Origin of the sequence: Pseudarthrobacter sp. lyk4-40-TYG-27, assembly GCF_030209295.1 — a bacterium.
Lineage (GTDB): Bacteria > Actinomycetota > Actinomycetes > Actinomycetales > Micrococcaceae > Arthrobacter.
The window spans coordinates 234264-250708 of sequence record NZ_JARVSH010000004.1 but is presented as its reverse complement, the minus strand read 5'-3'; the positions used below and the strand labels follow the sequence as shown (position 1 = coordinate 250708).

Here is a 16445-nt window from a genome sequence, read left to right as displayed (position 1 = left end):
ACCAGGAAACAGGACCAGGAGGAAAACCACATGCGCATCACGCGCTCACTGAAGGCAGCGGCATTGATCGCCGCTGCCGTGGTCCTGGGCCTGTTCACCGTGCAGGGAACCTTTGCTCTCTGGAACGCTTCCGCGGTGGCCGCTCCCGGAACCGTGTCCGCGGCCTCGTTCGACGTGGCGCTGACCGCGGTCAACTCCGGCACCACCACGAACATGACCCTGGCCAACGGGGCCGCGGCGAACCTGGTGTTGTCTCCAGCAGGCACGCTTGGGCCCGGGAGCCCGGTCTCCGGGGGAGTGGTGGTCACCAACAACACCAACGCCGGCGGCCAGTTCAACACCGCCACCACGGTGGGCCAGCCAACAGTGGCCAACACCGGCGGCGGCACGCTGGCCTCCTACATCATCGTGAGCGCGAAGATTGCCGTTTCCGCCACGGAATGCAGCTCCAGTACCGGCTACGCACAGATCGGCACCGGCGGCCTCGTCTCGCCCACGGTGGGCAAAGGCGGGTCCACCATCTTCTGCTTCCAGGTCAGCCTCGCCTCCTCCGCCCCGTCAACAGTGAAAGGACAAGCAGTGACCATCTCCCTTCCACTCACCGCACGTCAACTCTGCGGGGTGCCCAGTGGCTGCTGACCTGACCGAACGCCTGCTCGGCGGAGACACCGACCCCGAAACTCCGGCAGCCGGGCCGAAGCCGGCACGCGGCCGCAAAGGCGCCTGGGCCGCCGTCGGACGCATTTTGACCATGGCGGCGATGCTGGTGGCCCTGTTCGCCGCCCTTGTCCTCATCGTGGTGCCGGTGGCGACCGGATCGCAGACCTACACCGTGCTGACCAAGTCCATGGCGCAGCACTACCCGCCCGGCACCTTCATGGTGATGAAACCGGTGCCGTTCGACGAACTCAAGTACGGAGACGTTATCACCTTCCAGCTGTACTCGGGCCGCCCCGACGTGGAAACGCACCGGATTGTCGGATTTGGTTCCACCCAGTCCGGCGAGAAGACGCTCATCACCAAGGGCGACAACAACGGGGCCAACGATCCGGAGCCCATCCGGGCCATCCAGGTCAAAGGCAAGCTGTTCTACGCCGTCCCGTACGTCGGTTTCGTGGCCAACTTCCTGGGCAATTCGGACCGGGAAATGTGGACGGTCGTCGCGGCCGTGGCACTGATCGGCTACGGCTCCATCACGGTCTACAAATCCGTGCGCAAGGCCCGCAAGCAGGATGACTCCGCTGCCGAGGCGGCCTAAATGCGGCGGCTGAAGAGCATTCCAGGCGCCACGCTCGCGGTGGGGGCATTCGTATTCACTGTGCTGCTGGGCGTCGGCGGCGGCTCGGCCTCGGCCCTCTGGCAGCAAAGCGCGACGGCGAGCATGGCCGTCACGGCGTCCGGCACCTGGCCTGCCAACAAGTTCTCGGGATTCACGTGCACCAATGACAACCCCCGGCAGACCGCCGTCCTGTCAGCGGTGGGCTCGACGACGCCAACGGCACTCAGCTACGCCGCCCTCCAGTCGAACGGCACCTACGGGCCGGCCTACACCGAATCGGTGAGCCTGGGAACCACCAGCACGGTCACCCTGACCATCGCGTCGCAGATCGTCGTGGCCAACAGGACCACCACTCCGTTGACCATCCGTGTGACAGCGACGTACGCGGACCAGTCACAGACCACGGCCTCGGCCACAGTCTCGCTTGAGCAAGGAAACAACAGCAACAAAGTCACCTGCCTGTCCACCACGTTCTAGGCACCTGGCTTATCCGCCAGCTCGGCGGAAGAAGGTGCCGCTGCAACCCCCCACGCAGTGGCACCTCCTCCCGCCGAGCTGGCCTGGTGACACCCACATTCGTTGGCGACCCGGAGGCGCCCGCCCCCGATATGCCGGGCGCGCAGGGGAAAATGCGCCGCGAAAATGGGTTGGCGCGTCGGTAGACTGCGCTCATGTCATCCCGAATCAGTGAACTCGTCCTGAATTGCGCCGACCCCGAACTGCTTGCGCGGTTTTGGTGTGGAGTCCTTGGCTACGTCGAGCTGGACCGTGAGGAGGGCTCGATCGAAATCGGGCCGGTCGCCGGGTTCGGCGGCCTTCAGCCCACCATCATCTTCAGCCCCAGCAGCAACCCGCGTGTGGGACGGCTCCCGCTGCACATCGACATCAACCCGGTGGACCGGGACCAGGATGCCGAACTGGAACGTTTGCTGGCACTGGGAGCGCGGCCGGCCGACGTCGGGCAGACCGGCCGCGAGCACTGGCACGTCCTGCAGGACCCGGAGGGCAACGAGTTCTGCCTCCTTCGCAGGCGGCTCGAACCCTGAGCCTGGCCGGCCCCGGATACTGGAGTGCCTGGGGGCGCCCACTTCAAGACGCCACCAGGCACTAGCAACTATCGACGGCGGCGCTCAAGTTACCCGGAGTAAATTCCGCAAGGTTCGGTCAAGAGTTTCCGGCTGCTGGCCGGACCTCCAGGCGCCGACATAAAATGGGCTGCCGCCTGCCGACTGCGGTGCCGGCGTGTCCCGTTCAGGTACTAGGACCCTTTACCGGCGTGCCAGGGAAGGCGCTAAATTGTAGCTACCTATCCGGGCGACGCCCATGACAGCCCGCGGCTATGGAGGGACGAACGTGGAACTCTTCGGCGACAAACCTGCCGTCGCTGCCGCAGCCCTGACCAGGCTCGTCGCCGCGGAGGCCCGGACTCCTGGAAAGCCGGCCGGCCGCCTCCAGGCGTACCTTAGCGATCTGGTGGTGCGGAACGGGCCCCGCATCGTCGAGCAGCTCGCCATCGAACTGGCACGCCAGCACCTGGCCACCATGGATTTGCTGGCCAAGGAGACGGGAAAGCCCGCCGCCCGCTACCTTGACGACGTTGAGTTGGCGGCCGCCATGGATGAGAGCATCGGCCGGGATTCGGCAGACCCCGGCGAGGGTTACTGACGCCCGCCGGTGGCCCTTTACGGGCCGGTCGCGTCCCGTCGCCGTGCCGCGAACGCGAACAAGGACGTCGTTGCCACCGTAGCCAGGTACCCCGCGATCACAATAAGCGAGATCCCGGCCCAGAAGTAGTTCGTGGTGCTGGTTTCCTGCCACGGGCTGGGCGCAATCCGGATCAGCGAATAGACGGCCACCCCGGCCGAGGCCAACCCGATCAGCACCGGAAGCGTCAGCCAGATCCGGGCCGAGCCAAGGTGCCGGCCGAACCCGTCCCACTCGTTCCAGGAACCGCGGCGCAGGATCAGCCAGCCCGCAGGGATCATGAAGGCACCCACCAGCAGGAAGGCGGCCACCACGTCCGCGGGCCGGTGCCACTGGTTGATCACGGTGGAGGCGCCGGAGGCAATGGCAAACGAACCACCAATGAAACCGGCCATGGGGCGCCAGCGCGGGGATGCCATCAGGAATACGGCGGCCGCGGCGGAGGCCGCCAGCGTGGTGTGCCCGGACGGCAGGGAGTTGAGCTCAAGGGTCAGCACGCCTTTGTCCGGACGGGCAGGCAGCAGGTCCTTGAGTACCTGTGTGGCCACGTTGGCGCCGATGCACGCCGCCACCGCGATTCCCGCTTCCGCCCAGTGCCGCCGGATCACCGTGACGAACAGGACCACGACGGCGGCCATCACCAGGGAGATGGTGGGCAGCCAGTCCAGGAACTGGGTTGCGGCCTTGCCTGCCGGTCCGTGGATGTCCACGGCTTCCACCAACGCGGACTCATCGATGAACTGGCCCGTTGCAGTCTGGACGAAGAAGTAGTACGTGGCAACCAGCCCGGCAATGCAGGCCACAGTGGACAGCACGAACAGGAACGCCGAGCCCGGAGCGGGCCGGGAGGGTGTCCTGGTGGGTAGTTGCTGTGAAGAAGTCATCGCGCTTAAGGGTGACACAAAAAGCTGGATGGCTGCTCAGGGGCCGGTGGCATCCGGCTTAACGGGGTCGAGCCGGGGAATGCTTGCTGCCGCCACCAGCACTGCGAGGACGCCCAGGCCGAACGGCAGCGCCGTGGCCGTCGCGATGCTGCCCACCAGGAGCGGGCCGCCGGCGTCACCCAGTTCGCGGCCGAGTTCGGCCGAGCCCATGGTCCGGCCCATCCGTTCCGGCGGCGTGGTGTCCGCCAGGTGCGCGAAGCCCAGCGGCGTGGCGGCGCCGATCCCGGTCCCGATGCACGCCGCGGCCACGAAAACGGTCACCACGCCCGGGGCAGCCGCAACGAGGGCGACGCCCGCGGCAATCAGCAGCAGGCCAACGGTGGTGCCCCTGTTGTCAGTGACGGCGTTCCGGTCACGCAGCCTGCCGATCCACGGCTGGGTCAGCACCGAGCCCAGCGCCACCACGCTGACCGCGGCCGTGCCGGCGAAGGCGTCCATGCCATGGCGGGCGGCCAGCGCCGGTAGGAAACCGACGGCGGCACCCAGCGCGCCGGTGGACGCGGCCAGGACCAGCGTGGGAACCAGGAACTGACGCTCGCCCACCTGCCGGGCCAGGTCCATCACCGTGTACCGCTTCCGGGGGAGCGGCTCCAGGTTCGCGACGGACACCAGCACCCACAAGGCCGTGAGCGCGGCCAGGACGGAGAGGGCGCCGAACAACAGCGGGAAACCGCCCGCCAGGATCAGCCCCGCACCCAGCGGCGGCCCGATGATGTAGCCCAGGCTCTTCCAGGAGCCATACCGGCCAAAGTAGGTGCCGGCCTTGCCGCCGCGTGCCATCCGGGCCACCATCGCGGACGACGCCGGCGAAAAGGCCGACGCCGCAGCGCCCTGTCCCAGCCGGGCCAGGGCAAGGACCAGGGGATCGGCCGCGCCAAGTCCGATCAGCGACAGCACGGCGAAGGCCAGCAGGCCGCCCACGACGACAGGTTTGGTTCCGATTCGGTCGCTGAGCGCACCGAAGACGGGTTTGAGGAACACCTCGGCAACGTCATACAAGGCCAGGAGGATTCCGAGGTTCAGCAGCGTCAAGCCAATATTTCCGCTTTGCGAGCCCAGCCCGGCCGCGATGCTGTGGGCGCCGAAGGCTGTGACGAATCCCGCTGCGTACAGTGGCGCCGAGGACGAGCGGACGGCCTGGCCTTCAGTGCTCATGATTGGGACTTTAGTACCTTCACAAACTTGTGAAAACTCCGAAGATTAATCCATGAACACTGTCATCCAAACTGTGGGCTTGCATAAAAACTTTGGCAAGGTCCGTGCCCTGGACGGGCTGGACCTTGACGTCCGGGCAGGGGAGATCCATGGCTTCCTGGGGCCCAACGGCGCCGGGAAATCGACCACCCTGCGCATCCTGCTGGGCCTGGCCAAGGCAACATCCGGTTCCGCCACCGTCCTTGGCATGGACCCCTGGACCCAGGCTGTTGAACTCCACCGGCGCCTGGCCTATGTCCCCGGCGACGTCAGGCTGTGGCCCAACCTCTCCGGCGGCGAAACCATCGACCTGCTCTCCCGGCTCCGCGGCGGTACAGCGGATGGTGCGGCGTACCGCCGCAGCAAGGACCGGCTGTGCCAGGCCTTCGACTTTGATCCGGCCAAGAAGGGGCGCGCCTACTCCAAAGGCAACCGGCAGAAGGTGGCCCTGATCGCGGCCCTCGCCACGGACGCCGAGCTTTACCTGCTCGACGAGCCCACGAGCGGCCTCGACCCGCTCATGGAGGAGGTCTTCCGCCGGGAACTGCTCGCCGTCGTCGAACGGGGCGCCACCGTGCTGCTCTCCAGCCACATCCTTACCGAGGTGGAGGTCCTGTGCCACCGGGTAAGCATCATCCGCGCCGGCAGGATTGTGGACGGCGGAACGCTGGACTCCCTGCGCCACTTGACCAGGACCGAAATTTCGTTCGCCGCCGATGGCCTGGACACAGCCTCCCTGGCACGGCTGGGGGCCGTGCATGACCTGACATTCGACGCCGGCCGGGTCAAGTTCAGCGCGGAATCGGACCGGGTGGCGGAGGTGCTGCCCGCCCTGGGCGCCCTGGCGGTGCAGGGGCTGACCATTACGCCGCCGTCGCTCGAGGAACTGTTCCTGCGGCACTACGGCGACCCGGCGGCAGGTGCCGAATCCGGGGCGCGGGACGATGACGGGGACCACCGGCACGGCGCGCGCCGGCACCTGCTGGGCGCCAGGGGACGTGGCTGACATGGCCGTCCTCATGATCCTCTGGGGCCAGCGGTTGCGCCGTGACCGCTGGCAGCTGCTGAGCTGGATCCTGGGAATCGGCGCCTTCGCCCTGTTCGCCGCCTCCGCCGTGACCCAGACGTACGGCAACGCCGCCAGCCGCGCCGAAATTTTGCAGGTGGCCATCGCCACCCCCGCCATCCTGATGCTGCGCGGCCTGCCCCGCGGCGCTGACCAGGGCGCCTTCACGTTCTTCCTGGTCTATGCCTTCCTGGCCCTGCTGGCCGGACTGATGAGCACGTTCCTGGCCGTGCGCCACACCCGTGCCGACGAGGAAACCGGGGGCGCCGAGCTGGTGGCCGCCACCCCCGCGGGCCGGCTCTTGCCCACAATTGCCACCGTCCTGCACGGTGCGGCGGCCAATGTCCTGGCGGCGCTCGCCGTCTTCGCCGGCCTTGCCGCCCAGGGCCTGGACCTGCAGGGGTCCCTCGTTGCGGGTGCGGCCACGGGCGCCGTCGGCCTTGCCTTCCTTGGCGTGGGCATCCTGGTGGCCCAGTTCATAAGCACCTCGCGCGGCGCCAACGGTGTCTCCTCCGCCCTGGTTGTCCTGGCGTACGTGCTGCGCGGGATCGGCGACGCCACCGGAACCCCGCACGCTGACGGAACGTCCATGACCGAGGGCGCCGCCAGCTGGTTCTCGCCCATCGGATGGGGCCAGCAGACGTTCGCCTTCTCCGGCAACCGGGCCTGGCCGTTGCTGCTGCCGCTGGGGCTCGGCGTCGCCTGCCTCGGGGCCGCATGGGCCATCCTGGGCACCCGGGACAGCGGCGCCAGCGTTTGGGGTGCCCGCCCCGGACGCCTCACCGCCCGGCCGGGCCTGCGCAGCCCTGCGGCCCTCGCCCTGCGCCTGCAAGCCAACTCGATCATCGGCTGGGCACTGGGTGGCCTGGCCCTCGGCCTGCTGGCCGGGTCGCTGGGAAAGGCGATTGCCGCCGTCGACACGCCGGACACCAATATCACCGCCGTCCTGAGGTCGATCCTCCAGTCGCAGGGCACTTCCCTGACCCAGCTCATGGTGTCTGTCCTGTTCTCGATGGCAGGGATCCTGGCCGCTGCCTGCGCGCTGCAGGCCGTGATCAGGCTCAGGCAGGAAGAGGCCGCCGGGACCGCGGAACTGCTGCTCGCCGCTCCGGTGGGGCGGATGCGCTGGCTGGCCGGCTACCTGGTGCTCGGTGCCGCAGCAGTGGTCCTGGTTATTGGCCTGACCGCGGTGGGCACGTGGATCACGCTGACCGGTTCCGGTGACCAGGCCATGCCGGCCGATGCGCTCTGGCAAACCGCCGTGGCGCAGCTGCCGGCGGCGCTGGTCTACCTCGCCGTGCCCGCCCTGGTGTTCGTCCTGTGGCCCGCCGCGACCATTGGCGTTGGCTGGGCCCTGCTGGGGCTCGGGGTGTTCCTGGGGATCTTCGGCGGCATGCTGGGCCTGGACCAGAGCCTCCGCGACCTCTCCCCGTTTACCCACACGCCGGTCCCGCACGGGAACGCGACCGACTGGAGCGGGGCGTGGTGGATGCTGGCCATCGCCGTCGTCGCCGGCGCGCTTGCCGTCGCGGCGATGCGGCGGCGGGAGGTGGGGGCGGCATGAGCGCCGGGACGGGGGTGGCTGCCGCCCGGGACGCCGGGGTGGCCGCCGCGGCTGCCGAACGGACGGCTGCCGCGTTCGCCGCCGCCGGGTTTCCGAAGATGCCCGCCAGGACGCTCCTGACCCTGGTGTCATCCGAGCAGGGGAGCCTTACGGCTGCAGAGCTCGCGGAGCGGCTGGGGGCCAGCGCCGCCGCCGTGTCCGGGGCGGTGCGCTACCTGCAGACCGTCGGCTTCGTGCACCGCGTATCGCAGCCCGGCAGCCGCCGCGACCTCTACGCACTGCACGACGACGAGTGGTATGTGGTGTCCATGCGGAACAGTCCCATTTACGAGAAGCTCGCCGAGCTGACGGACGCCACCGCCGAGGCCCTGCCGGAAGGTTCGGCGGCCCGGGCCCGGGTGGCCGAGATGGCCCGCTTCTACCGCTTCCTCAAATCAAGGATGCCGGCCCTGCTGGACGACTGGGAAAAGGAACGGGAGGCGCAGCCGTGACCATCATCGACAACGCGGTGTACGTGAACGGGCTGCGGACCGAGGACCCCGAGGACCTGGACGAGACCTATTTCCTGCTGCGGCAGCGTGAGGGGATGGCATGGATCGGGCTCTACCGGCCGGATGCCGCGGAACTGGAGTCCGTCGGCGAGGAATTCGACCTTAACCCCTTGGCCGTGGAGGACGCGCTCGCCGGGCATCAGCGCGCCAAACTGGAACACTACGGGGAGTGCCTGTTCCTCGTGCTTCGGCCCGCCAAGTACCGTGACGACGTCGAGAAGGTCGACTTTGGCGAGATCCACGTCTTTGTCGGCGAAGAATACGTCGTCACCGTCCGGCACGCCGAGTCCCCGGACCTGGCCCGGGTCAGGCGGCGGATGGAGTCCATGCCGGAATTCCTTGCCCTCGGCCCGGACGCGGTGCTGTACGGCATCCTGGACCAGGTGGTGGACGAATACGAACCCGTCGCCGCCGGGCTGGAAAACGATATCGACGAGATCGAGGACGACCTCTTCGGCGCCGACCCGGACGTATCCCGCCGCATCTACGAACTGTCCCGCCAGGTGATCATGTTCCAGCGTGCCACCAGTCCGCTGGCCGGGATCCTGCACGCCCTGATGTCCGGAACCCCGGACCGCGAGCAGGCATCGGAGCTCCGTGACCACTACCGGGACGTCCTGGACCACGTGCTCCGGCTCAACGAACGCGTGGCGGCCTTCCGCGCCCTGCTGCAGAACGCCCTCGCGGTCAACGCCGCCTTGGTGGCCCAGCGGCAAAACGATGAAATGAAGAACCTGACAGTTTCCAGCTACGCCCAGAATGAGGAGGTCAAAAGGATCTCCTCCTGGGCTGCCATCCTGTTCGCCCCCACGCTCGTGGCATCCATTTACGGCATGAACTTCCGCATCATGCCCGAGCTCGAGTGGGACTACGGCTACCCGTATGCCATTGGACTGATGCTGCTCCTCGGGCTCATCCTGTACCTGGCGTTCAAGCACAACAAGTGGATCTAGGTTTTCCACACCGCCGTTGCCGCAGATCCGGGAGGACTCCGGCGCCGGTACAGTGAAACGCATGCCGCGCCACGATGCCCCGATACCCCCGCTGGACGAACTCCTTGCGGGAGCGCACGTGGTCAGCCTGCCGATGCGGGTCAAGTTTCGCGGCATCATGGAACGTGAATCACTGCTGCTCCGCGGCCCGGCCGGGTGGGGCGAGTTCTGCCCGTTCCCGGAGTACGGCGACGCCGAGGCTTCCCGCTGGCTGGCCGCCGCCATTGAAGCGGGCTGGCAGGGCTTCCCGGCGCCGCTGCGCAGGTCCGTACCGGTCAACGCCACCGTACCCGCCGTTCCCGCGGACAGGGTGCCGGAGGTCCTGGCCAGGTTCGGCCGGGTGGACGCGGTCAAGGTCAAGGTCGCCGAGCGCGGACAGTCCCTGGACGACGACGACGCCCGGCTTCACGCCGTCCGGGCCGCCCTGCCCGGGGCCGCCATCCGGGTGGATGCCAACGGCGGCTGGGACGTGCCCGCAGCGGTGGGGGCCCTGACCCGGCTGGCCGCCGTCGGCCTGGAATACGCCGAGCAGCCGGTACCCACCATCGAAGGGCTGGCCGAGGTCCGCTCCCGGCTGCGGGACGCCGGGACGCCGGTGCTGATCGCCGCCGACGAGAGCGTGCGGAAGGAAACCGACCCCCTGCGCGTCGCCAGGGCCGGTGCGGCGGACCTGATCGTCGTCAAAGTGGCCCCGCTCGGTGGAGTGCGGCGCGCCTTGGACATCGTGGCGCAGGCTGGACTTCCCGCCGTCGTCAGTTCCGCGCTGGACACCTCGGTGGGGATCCGCGCTGGCCTGGCCCTGGCCGCCGCCCTGCCGGACCTGCCCTACGCCTGCGGCCTGGGCACGGTGTCGCTGTTCGAATCCGACGTCACCCTGGACCCCCTGGTGGCCGACGACGGCGCGATCGGCCTCCGCGACGCTGTTCCCGACGCCGGGCTGCTGAAGCGGTTCGCGGCTCCGGCCGAACGCCGGGACTGGTGGCTGGACCGGGTCCGCCGCGTCCACGCCCTCCTCACCGCTCCCTGACACGCCCGCTCACTTTTGGCGGTTTTTCCTGACACGCCCGCTCACTTCTGGCAACGTCCCTGCAGGTCACGGGCGGTTAACCATAACTTCATCAAATGGACGGTTTCCTGTAGGAACGGGCTGGAAGGGTGGGCGGGCACCCCAAAGACATTCCTTCGGAAGGCTCCCCATGTCTGAAACTGCTCGCAAGTTCACCCTGCTGCCCATGCTCGGCCATACGAAGGGCAAGCGCAGCCCGGTCACATGTGCACTCAAATGCGACAACGCCTGCGCCGGCGAGGTCTGCAACACCAGCTCCAACAGCTACTTCCGCGACATTGCCTCCGCCACCCTGTCCCGCCGTGCCGCCCTGGGCCTGGGCGCCGCCGGTGCGCTCGCCGTCGTCCTCGGTTCCGCGGTGAACTCCGCCGAACCCGCCTCCGCCGCAGGCCTGTCCAAGGCTGCCAAGGAGGGCTTCGGCAAGTCCAAGCTGCAGTTCACCGCCATCAAGCCGGTGGACAAGGCCGTTGATGCCTTCACCGTCCCGGACGGATTCACCTGGCAGCCCATCATCCGCTGGGGTGACCCGCTGTTCAACGATTCCCCGGACTTCGACCTGAACAACCAGACCGCGGCAGCGCAGGCCCGGCAGTTCGGCTACAACAACGACTACACGGACATCGTGGGGATCCCGGACAGCAAGGGCCGCCGCGCGGTGCTGTTCACGAACCACGAGTACACCAACGAGAACATCATGGTTCCCGCCGGCTACGACGCCAAGGAAACCCGCGCCATCGGACGCGCCGCCCATGGCCTGGCCGTGGTGGAACTTGAGCGCAAGAACACCGCCAAGCCGTGGTCCTACGTCAAGGGCGCGCCGCTGAACCGCCGCTACCTCTCCGACACCATCTACGAACTGACCGGCCCCGTTGCCGGGTCGGCCCTGGTCAAGACCGTCGCCGACCCCTCCGGCCGCGCCATCAAGGGAACGTTCGGCAACTGCTCCGGCGGCACCACCCCCTGGGGCACCATCCTCTCCGGCGAGGAGAACTTCAACGGCTACTTTGTCTCCGGCGGCACCTCCGCCAGCGACAAGCGCTACGGCCTCACCGCCAAGCCCACCGCCCGCCAGTGGGAGTTGGACGATCCCCGCTTCGATACCCGCAACGCCGGCTACGAAAACGAAACCAACCGGTTCGGCTGGATCGTCGAAGTCGACCCGTTCGACCCCACCTCCACCCCCAAGAAGCGCTCCGCGATGGGCCGCTTCAAGCACGAGGGCGCCAACGTGATCGTGGCCGAATCGGGGCATGTGGTGGCCTATATGGGTGACGACGAGAAGTTCGACTACCTCTACAAGTTCGTCTCGGCCGGGAAATACCGCGAGGGCGACCGCAGGAACAACATGAACCTGCTCTCCGAGGGCGACCTGTATGTCGCCAAGTTCACCGGAAACTCTCCCGCGTCGGAAATCACTGGCACCGGGGCGCTTCCCTCCGACGGCGCGTTCGACGGCACTGGCGAATGGCTGCCCCTTGTGGTCGGCGGCAAGTCCGCCGTCCCCGGCATGTCGGTCGAGGAGGTCCTGGTCTACACCCGCCTGGCCGCGGACAAAGTGGGACCCACCAAGATGGACCGTTGCGAGGACGTCCAGCCCAGCCTGCACACCGGCAAGGTGTACGTCGTCTGCACGAACAACTCGGACCGCGGTACCGGCACCAAGGAAGGCGCCACCGAAGTCAACCCGCGCACGCAGAACCGCGACGGGCACATCGTGGAAATCACCGAAACCGGGGACCAGACGTCCACGAAGTTCAACTGGACCCTCCTGATGGTCTGCGGCGATCCCGCCCAGGGCGATGTCACCTACTTCTCCGGCTACCCGGTGGACAAGGTTTCGCCCATCTCCTGCCCGGACAACGTGGCCTTCGACTCCGTCGGCAACCTCTGGATCTCCACCGACGGTGCCCCATCCGGGATCGGCTACAACGACGGACTCTTCAAAGTCACCCTGGACGGTGCAGAGCGCGGCAAAGTGGAACAGTTCCTCTCCGTTCCCCGCGACGCCGAAACCTGCGGGCCGGTCATCCACGACGACGAGCGCACCGTCTTCGTCTCCGTTCAGCACCCGGGCGAGGAAGGCACTTTCGAGGCGCCGCATTCCTACTTCCCGGACTATGTCCCGGCCGGTACGACGCCGGCACCCGGCAAGGTGCGTGCGCCCCGTCCCGCAGTGGTCCAGGTGTTCCGCGGCTAACGCCTGCCAACGCCCGCTCACCTTCGACGGGATTTCCGGTAACGCCCGCTCACTTTCGACGGGTTTTGCGGCAACGCCCGCTCACTTTTGCCCTTCTTGGGCGCATAAGGTGAGCGGGCGTTTCCTTTTGAGTTGTCGTAGGTGAGCGGGCGTTTCCTTTTGAGTCGTCGTAGGTGAGCGGGGGTTGGGGGATTGGTTGTCATAGGTGAGCGGGGGTTGGAGGGTGGCAGACTGGTTGGGTGACTTTGCCGAACGAACCCGCACCGGACACCTCCGCAGAAACCGATCCCGGGAACGCCAACGCCCCTGCCGACGCCGCGCCCGGGTTGGGCGCGCTTGCTGCGGCACGGATCGCCGTCGACGTCCTGCTCGACGGCGGCGTGCGGCACGTGGTGGTATCGCCCGGATCCCGGTCGGCCCCCATGGCCTATGCCCTGGCAGAGGCGTCCGCGGCCGGCCGGGTGGAGCTCCTGGTGCGGATCGACGAGCGGTCTGCCGGCTTCACGGCCCTGGGCCTTGCCCTCGCCACCGGAACGCCGGCTGCCGTCCTCACCACGTCCGGGACCGCCGTCGGGAACCTGATGCCGGCGGTGATGGAAGCCAACCACGCCGCCGTGCCGCTGATCGTCCTGTCGGCGGACCGGCCGGAGGAACTGCGCGGGACCGGCGCCAACCAAACCACCGTCCAGCCGGACCTGTTCGGCGAGCAGGTCAGGTTCGCCGCCGACATTCCCGCCGGGACAAGCCCGCAGCGCGCCCTGGAAACCGGGCTGTCAGCGGCCACCGGGGCATTCCCGGACCTGCCGCCGGGGCCGGTCCAGCTCAACCTCGCGTTCCGGGACCCGCTGGTTCCGTCGCCACGTGACGGGTTGCCCGAGGCGGTGGAGCGGCAACGCTACCGGGTGGGTTTCGAGCCGCTGGTCATGAACCTGCCGCCCGCCCCGGAGGACCTGCCCGAGCGGCGCACCGTGGTGCTCGCCGGGCACGACGCCGGGCCGGTCGCCGAGGCCTTCGCCCGCGCCCACAACCTCCCGCTTCTGGCTGAGCCCTCCTCCAACGCCAGGTTCGGACCCAACGCGGTGGGCCCGTACCGGCTGCTGCTGGAGCACTTCGGGCCCGGTTCCATCCAGCCCATAGAGCGGGTGGTGCTGTTCGGCCGGCCCACGCTGTCGCGTCCCGTAGCCTCCCTCCTCGCCCGCGCGGACATTGAATCAGCCCTGTACCAGCCGGTTCCGGTCGCCTGGTACGAACCCGGGCGCCGCACCGAACTGCCGCTGGAAAACCTCGCGGACCTGGCCGACTTCGCCGGCCGCGGGAGCTCCGCCTGGCTGGACACCTGGCTGCTTGCCGGGTCGGCCGCCCAGCACGCGCTGGACCAGGTGGTCTCCGAAGAGTCCGCCGCCACCGGCCCGTCCGTCGCTTCCCTGGTGTGGAGGAATGCCCGCGGCCAACTGCTGCTCGGATCCTCCAACGGCATCCGGGACGTTGACCTCGCCGGTTTGCCGGCTCCGGATCCTGCCGCCACGGTTTACGCCAACCGGGGCCTGGCCGGGATCGACGGCACCATTTCCACGGCCACGGGCATCGCGTTGGGCGGGCTGCAGGAAACCACGGTCCTGCTGGGCGACGTGACGTTCCTGCACGACGCCGGCGGCCTCCTCCTCGGCGCGGGCGAGGAACAGCCGGACCTGCGGATCGTCGTCCTCAACGATTCCGGCGGCGCCATCTTCAGCCTGCTGGAGCACGGGGGAGTGGAAGAGGGCGGACGCTACGGGGACGCCGTCGAACGCCTCTTCGGCACCCCGCACTCGGTGGACATCGCGGCACTTGCCACGGCGTACGGCGTCGGGCATTCACTGGTCAGTACGACGGCGGGACTCGCCGAAGCGCTCGGCCAGCCGGTGCAGGGGCGCAGCATCGTCGAAGTCCGCACGGACCGCCGGCAGCTCAGGCAGCTCCATGCCCGCATCAAGGACGCCGTGTCCGCCGCCGTCGCGGGCGTCCTCGCGGGCCGGTAAGCGCCGCACCCGCGTCGGTGCCCCTCGACGGGTGAACTGCCCCGTGACGCAAAAATTCCCTGGCGCTGCCGGAATGACGGCAGCGCCAGGGAATGTGCGCATCGAACGGGAAATGCAGGAACGTCAGAGCACGCGGCCCAGGAACTCCTTGGTCCGGGCATGCTGCGGGTTCGCGATGATCTCCCGGGGGTCGCCCGATTCCACCACCACACCGCCGTCCATGAAGGTCAGGGTGTCACCCACTTCGCGGGCAAAGCCGATCTCGTGGGTCACCACGATCATGGTCATGCCCGACTTTGCCAGGTCCTTCATCACGTTCAGGACATCGCCCACGAGCTCCGGGTCGAGCGCCGAGGTGGGCTCGTCGAAGAGCATGAGTTCCGGGTCCATGGCCAGGGCACGTGCGATGGCAACGCGCTGCTGCTGGCCGCCTGAGAGCTGGGACGGGTAGTGGCCGGAGCGGTCCGCCAGGCCCACCCGGTCCAGGAGTTCCAGCGCACGCTTCTGGGCGGCAGCCTTGGACTGGCCCTTGACGTGCACGGGTGCTTCCATGACGTTCTGCAGCGCGGTCTTGTGCGGGAACAGGTTGAACCGCTGGAAGACCATGCCGATTTCGCGGCGCTGGGCGGCGATTTCCTTGGTCTTGAGGTCGTGGAGTTTGCCGTTGACCTCGCGGTAGCCAATCAGCTGGCCGCCCACGGAAATCCGCCCGGCGCTGATGGACTCCAGCAGGTTCACGCAGCGCAGCATGGTGGACTTGCCGGAACCCGACGGCCCGATCACCACCGACACTTCGCCTTGCCGCACCGTCATATCGATGCCCCGGAGGACATGGTGGGGCCCGTAGAACTTGTGCAGGCCCTCGATCTTGACCAGCGGCTTTTCTGCTGTCACCGTCATCGTGCACTCTCCTCGGGGAAGTCCGTCTTCATGGACCGCTGGGCGTCGGCACCCGCACCGGCAGCCTTGGCCGCAGCCGGATTCACGGCAGCGGGAGCGAGGTTGTCCACGCCCTTGCCGTAGTACGCCTCGAGGTAGTGCTGGCCCACCATGAGGATGCTGGTGACGAGCAGGTACCAGAACGCGGCAACGATCAGCAGCGGAATCGGGAGGTAGATGCGGTTGGCCAGGGCATTGGTGGCAAAGGTCAGGTCCAGCGTGAACGGGACCGCCAGGACCAGTGAGGTGGTCTTCAGCATGCCGATGGTTTCGTTGCCGGTGGGCGGGACGATGATCCGCATGGCCTGTGGCAGGATGATCCGCCACATGATCTTGCCCTTGGACATGCCGAGCGCCTCCGCGGCCTCCTGCTGGCCCCGGTCCACGGACTTGAGACCGGCGCGGAAGATTTCCGCCAGGTAGGCCGACTCGTTCAGCCCGAGGCCCAGGATCGCGGGGATCAGGCCTTTGCTGGGATCGGAGAGTGCATAGCTGAACAGTTCAGGACCAAACGGGATCCCCAGCGTGAAGGCCGGGTAGAGAACCGTAACAAGGCCCCAGAACACCAGCTGCGTGTAGACCGGGGTTCCGCGGAAGAACCACACCCAGACCCAGCTGGACCAGCGGAAGACCGGGTTCTCGGACTGCCGCATGACTGCCAGCAGGATGGCCAGGACGATGGCCAGGACCATCGATGCCACCGTTAGAAGGAGCGTCCACCCCACGCCCTGGACAACCTTGACGTCCAGGATGTAGGTGCCCACAACGTCCCAGCGGAAGTTGGCGTTGGTGAACAGGCTCTGCACGAGCCCGGCCACCAGGAGGAGGATGATCGCGGCGCTGATCCACCGGCCGGGGTGGCGCACCGGCACTGACTTATTCAGGACCGGTGCGTCCCCTTGTTGATGGTGTTCCATGTGCACGCCTGACT

General features: G+C 67.9%; 16 protein-coding genes. 12 read left to right on the top strand and 4 right to left on the bottom strand.

Annotated features, from left to right (window positions below):
• Positions 1–30: 30 nt before the first annotated feature.
• From QRM96_RS08820 to QRM96_RS08800, 5 genes are all read left to right on the top strand, one after another.
• Complete coding sequence (locus QRM96_RS08820) at positions 31–639, top strand: hypothetical protein (RefSeq protein WP_285319271.1); 609 nt, start codon at positions 31–33, stop codon at positions 637–639.
• Positions 629–1258, top strand: a complete 630-nt coding sequence (locus tag QRM96_RS08815) for a signal peptidase I (RefSeq protein WP_285319269.1) — start codon at positions 629–631, stop codon at positions 1256–1258. The genes QRM96_RS08820 and QRM96_RS08815 overlap by 11 nt, the downstream gene beginning before the upstream one ends.
• Complete coding sequence (locus QRM96_RS08810; protein ID WP_285319268.1) at positions 1259–1756, top strand: hypothetical protein; 498 nt, start codon at positions 1259–1261, stop codon at positions 1754–1756.
• A 194-nt stretch (positions 1757–1950) separates the two neighbouring features.
• On the top strand, positions 1951–2325 hold the full coding sequence (locus QRM96_RS08805; RefSeq protein WP_285319267.1) for a VOC family protein: 375 nt from the start codon (positions 1951–1953) through the stop codon (positions 2323–2325).
• A 277-nt stretch (positions 2326–2602) separates the two neighbouring features.
• Positions 2603–2944 carry a hypothetical protein gene (locus tag QRM96_RS08800; protein ID WP_285319266.1) on the top strand — a complete coding sequence of 114 codons (342 nt, stop codon included), beginning with the start codon at positions 2603–2605 and terminating at the stop codon, positions 2942–2944.
• A gap of 17 nt (positions 2945–2961) precedes the next feature.
• On the opposite strand, the gene QRM96_RS08795 is transcribed toward QRM96_RS08800, so the two are convergent.
• On the bottom strand, positions 2962–3867 hold the full coding sequence (locus tag QRM96_RS08795; protein WP_043423647.1) for a phosphatase PAP2 family protein: 906 nt from the start codon (positions 3865–3867) through the stop codon (positions 2962–2964).
• Between the two features lie 36 nt (positions 3868–3903).
• Positions 3904–5082, bottom strand: coding sequence for an MFS transporter (locus QRM96_RS08790; RefSeq protein WP_285319264.1), 1179 nt, complete (start codon positions 5080–5082; stop codon positions 3904–3906).
• A 52-nt stretch (positions 5083–5134) separates the two neighbouring features.
• Between QRM96_RS08790 and QRM96_RS08785 the strand changes: the two genes are divergently transcribed.
• From QRM96_RS08785 to menD, 7 genes are all read left to right on the top strand, one after another.
• Entirely contained in the window at positions 5135–6127 is a 993-nt protein-coding gene (locus tag QRM96_RS08785; RefSeq protein WP_109044280.1) for an ABC transporter ATP-binding protein, read from the top strand.
• Positions 6066–7751: an ABC transporter permease gene (locus tag QRM96_RS08780; protein WP_018760593.1), complete on the top strand. Its 1686-nt coding sequence runs from the start codon at positions 6066–6068 to the stop codon at positions 7749–7751. The genes QRM96_RS08785 and QRM96_RS08780 overlap by 62 nt, the downstream gene beginning before the upstream one ends.
• The gene (locus tag QRM96_RS08775) at positions 7748–8242 is read left to right on the top strand and encodes a GbsR/MarR family transcriptional regulator (protein WP_018760592.1); all 495 of its coding nucleotides are present in this window, start codon (positions 7748–7750) and stop codon (positions 8240–8242) included. The genes QRM96_RS08780 and QRM96_RS08775 overlap by 4 nt, the downstream gene beginning before the upstream one ends.
• The gene (corA, locus tag QRM96_RS08770; RefSeq protein WP_018760591.1) at positions 8239–9255 is read left to right on the top strand and encodes a magnesium/cobalt transporter CorA; all 1017 of its coding nucleotides are present in this window, start codon (positions 8239–8241) and stop codon (positions 9253–9255) included. The genes QRM96_RS08775 and corA overlap by 4 nt, the downstream gene beginning before the upstream one ends.
• 61 nt (positions 9256–9316) lie before the next feature.
• Positions 9317–10321, top strand: a complete 1005-nt coding sequence (locus QRM96_RS08765; RefSeq protein WP_026264329.1) for an o-succinylbenzoate synthase — start codon at positions 9317–9319, stop codon at positions 10319–10321.
• A gap of 169 nt (positions 10322–10490) precedes the next feature.
• On the top strand, positions 10491–12557 hold the full coding sequence (locus QRM96_RS08760; protein ID WP_285319261.1) for a PhoX family protein: 2067 nt from the start codon (positions 10491–10493) through the stop codon (positions 12555–12557).
• A 245-nt stretch (positions 12558–12802) separates the two neighbouring features.
• The gene (gene menD, locus QRM96_RS08755) at positions 12803–14575 is read left to right on the top strand and encodes a 2-succinyl-5-enolpyruvyl-6-hydroxy-3-cyclohexene-1-carboxylic-acid synthase (protein WP_502934885.1); all 1773 of its coding nucleotides are present in this window, start codon (positions 12803–12805) and stop codon (positions 14573–14575) included.
• 123 nt (positions 14576–14698) lie between these two features.
• On the opposite strand, the gene QRM96_RS08750 is transcribed toward menD, so the two are convergent.
• Positions 14699–15475 (bottom strand): amino acid ABC transporter ATP-binding protein, encoded by a 777-nt coding sequence (locus QRM96_RS08750; protein ID WP_018760587.1) that lies wholly within the window; start codon positions 15473–15475, stop codon positions 14699–14701.
• Positions 15472–16431, bottom strand: coding sequence for an amino acid ABC transporter permease (locus QRM96_RS08745; protein ID WP_285319258.1), 960 nt, complete (start codon positions 16429–16431; stop codon positions 15472–15474). Before QRM96_RS08745 ends, QRM96_RS08750 begins: the two co-directional genes overlap by 4 nt.
• Positions 16432–16445: the final 14 nt, after the last annotated feature.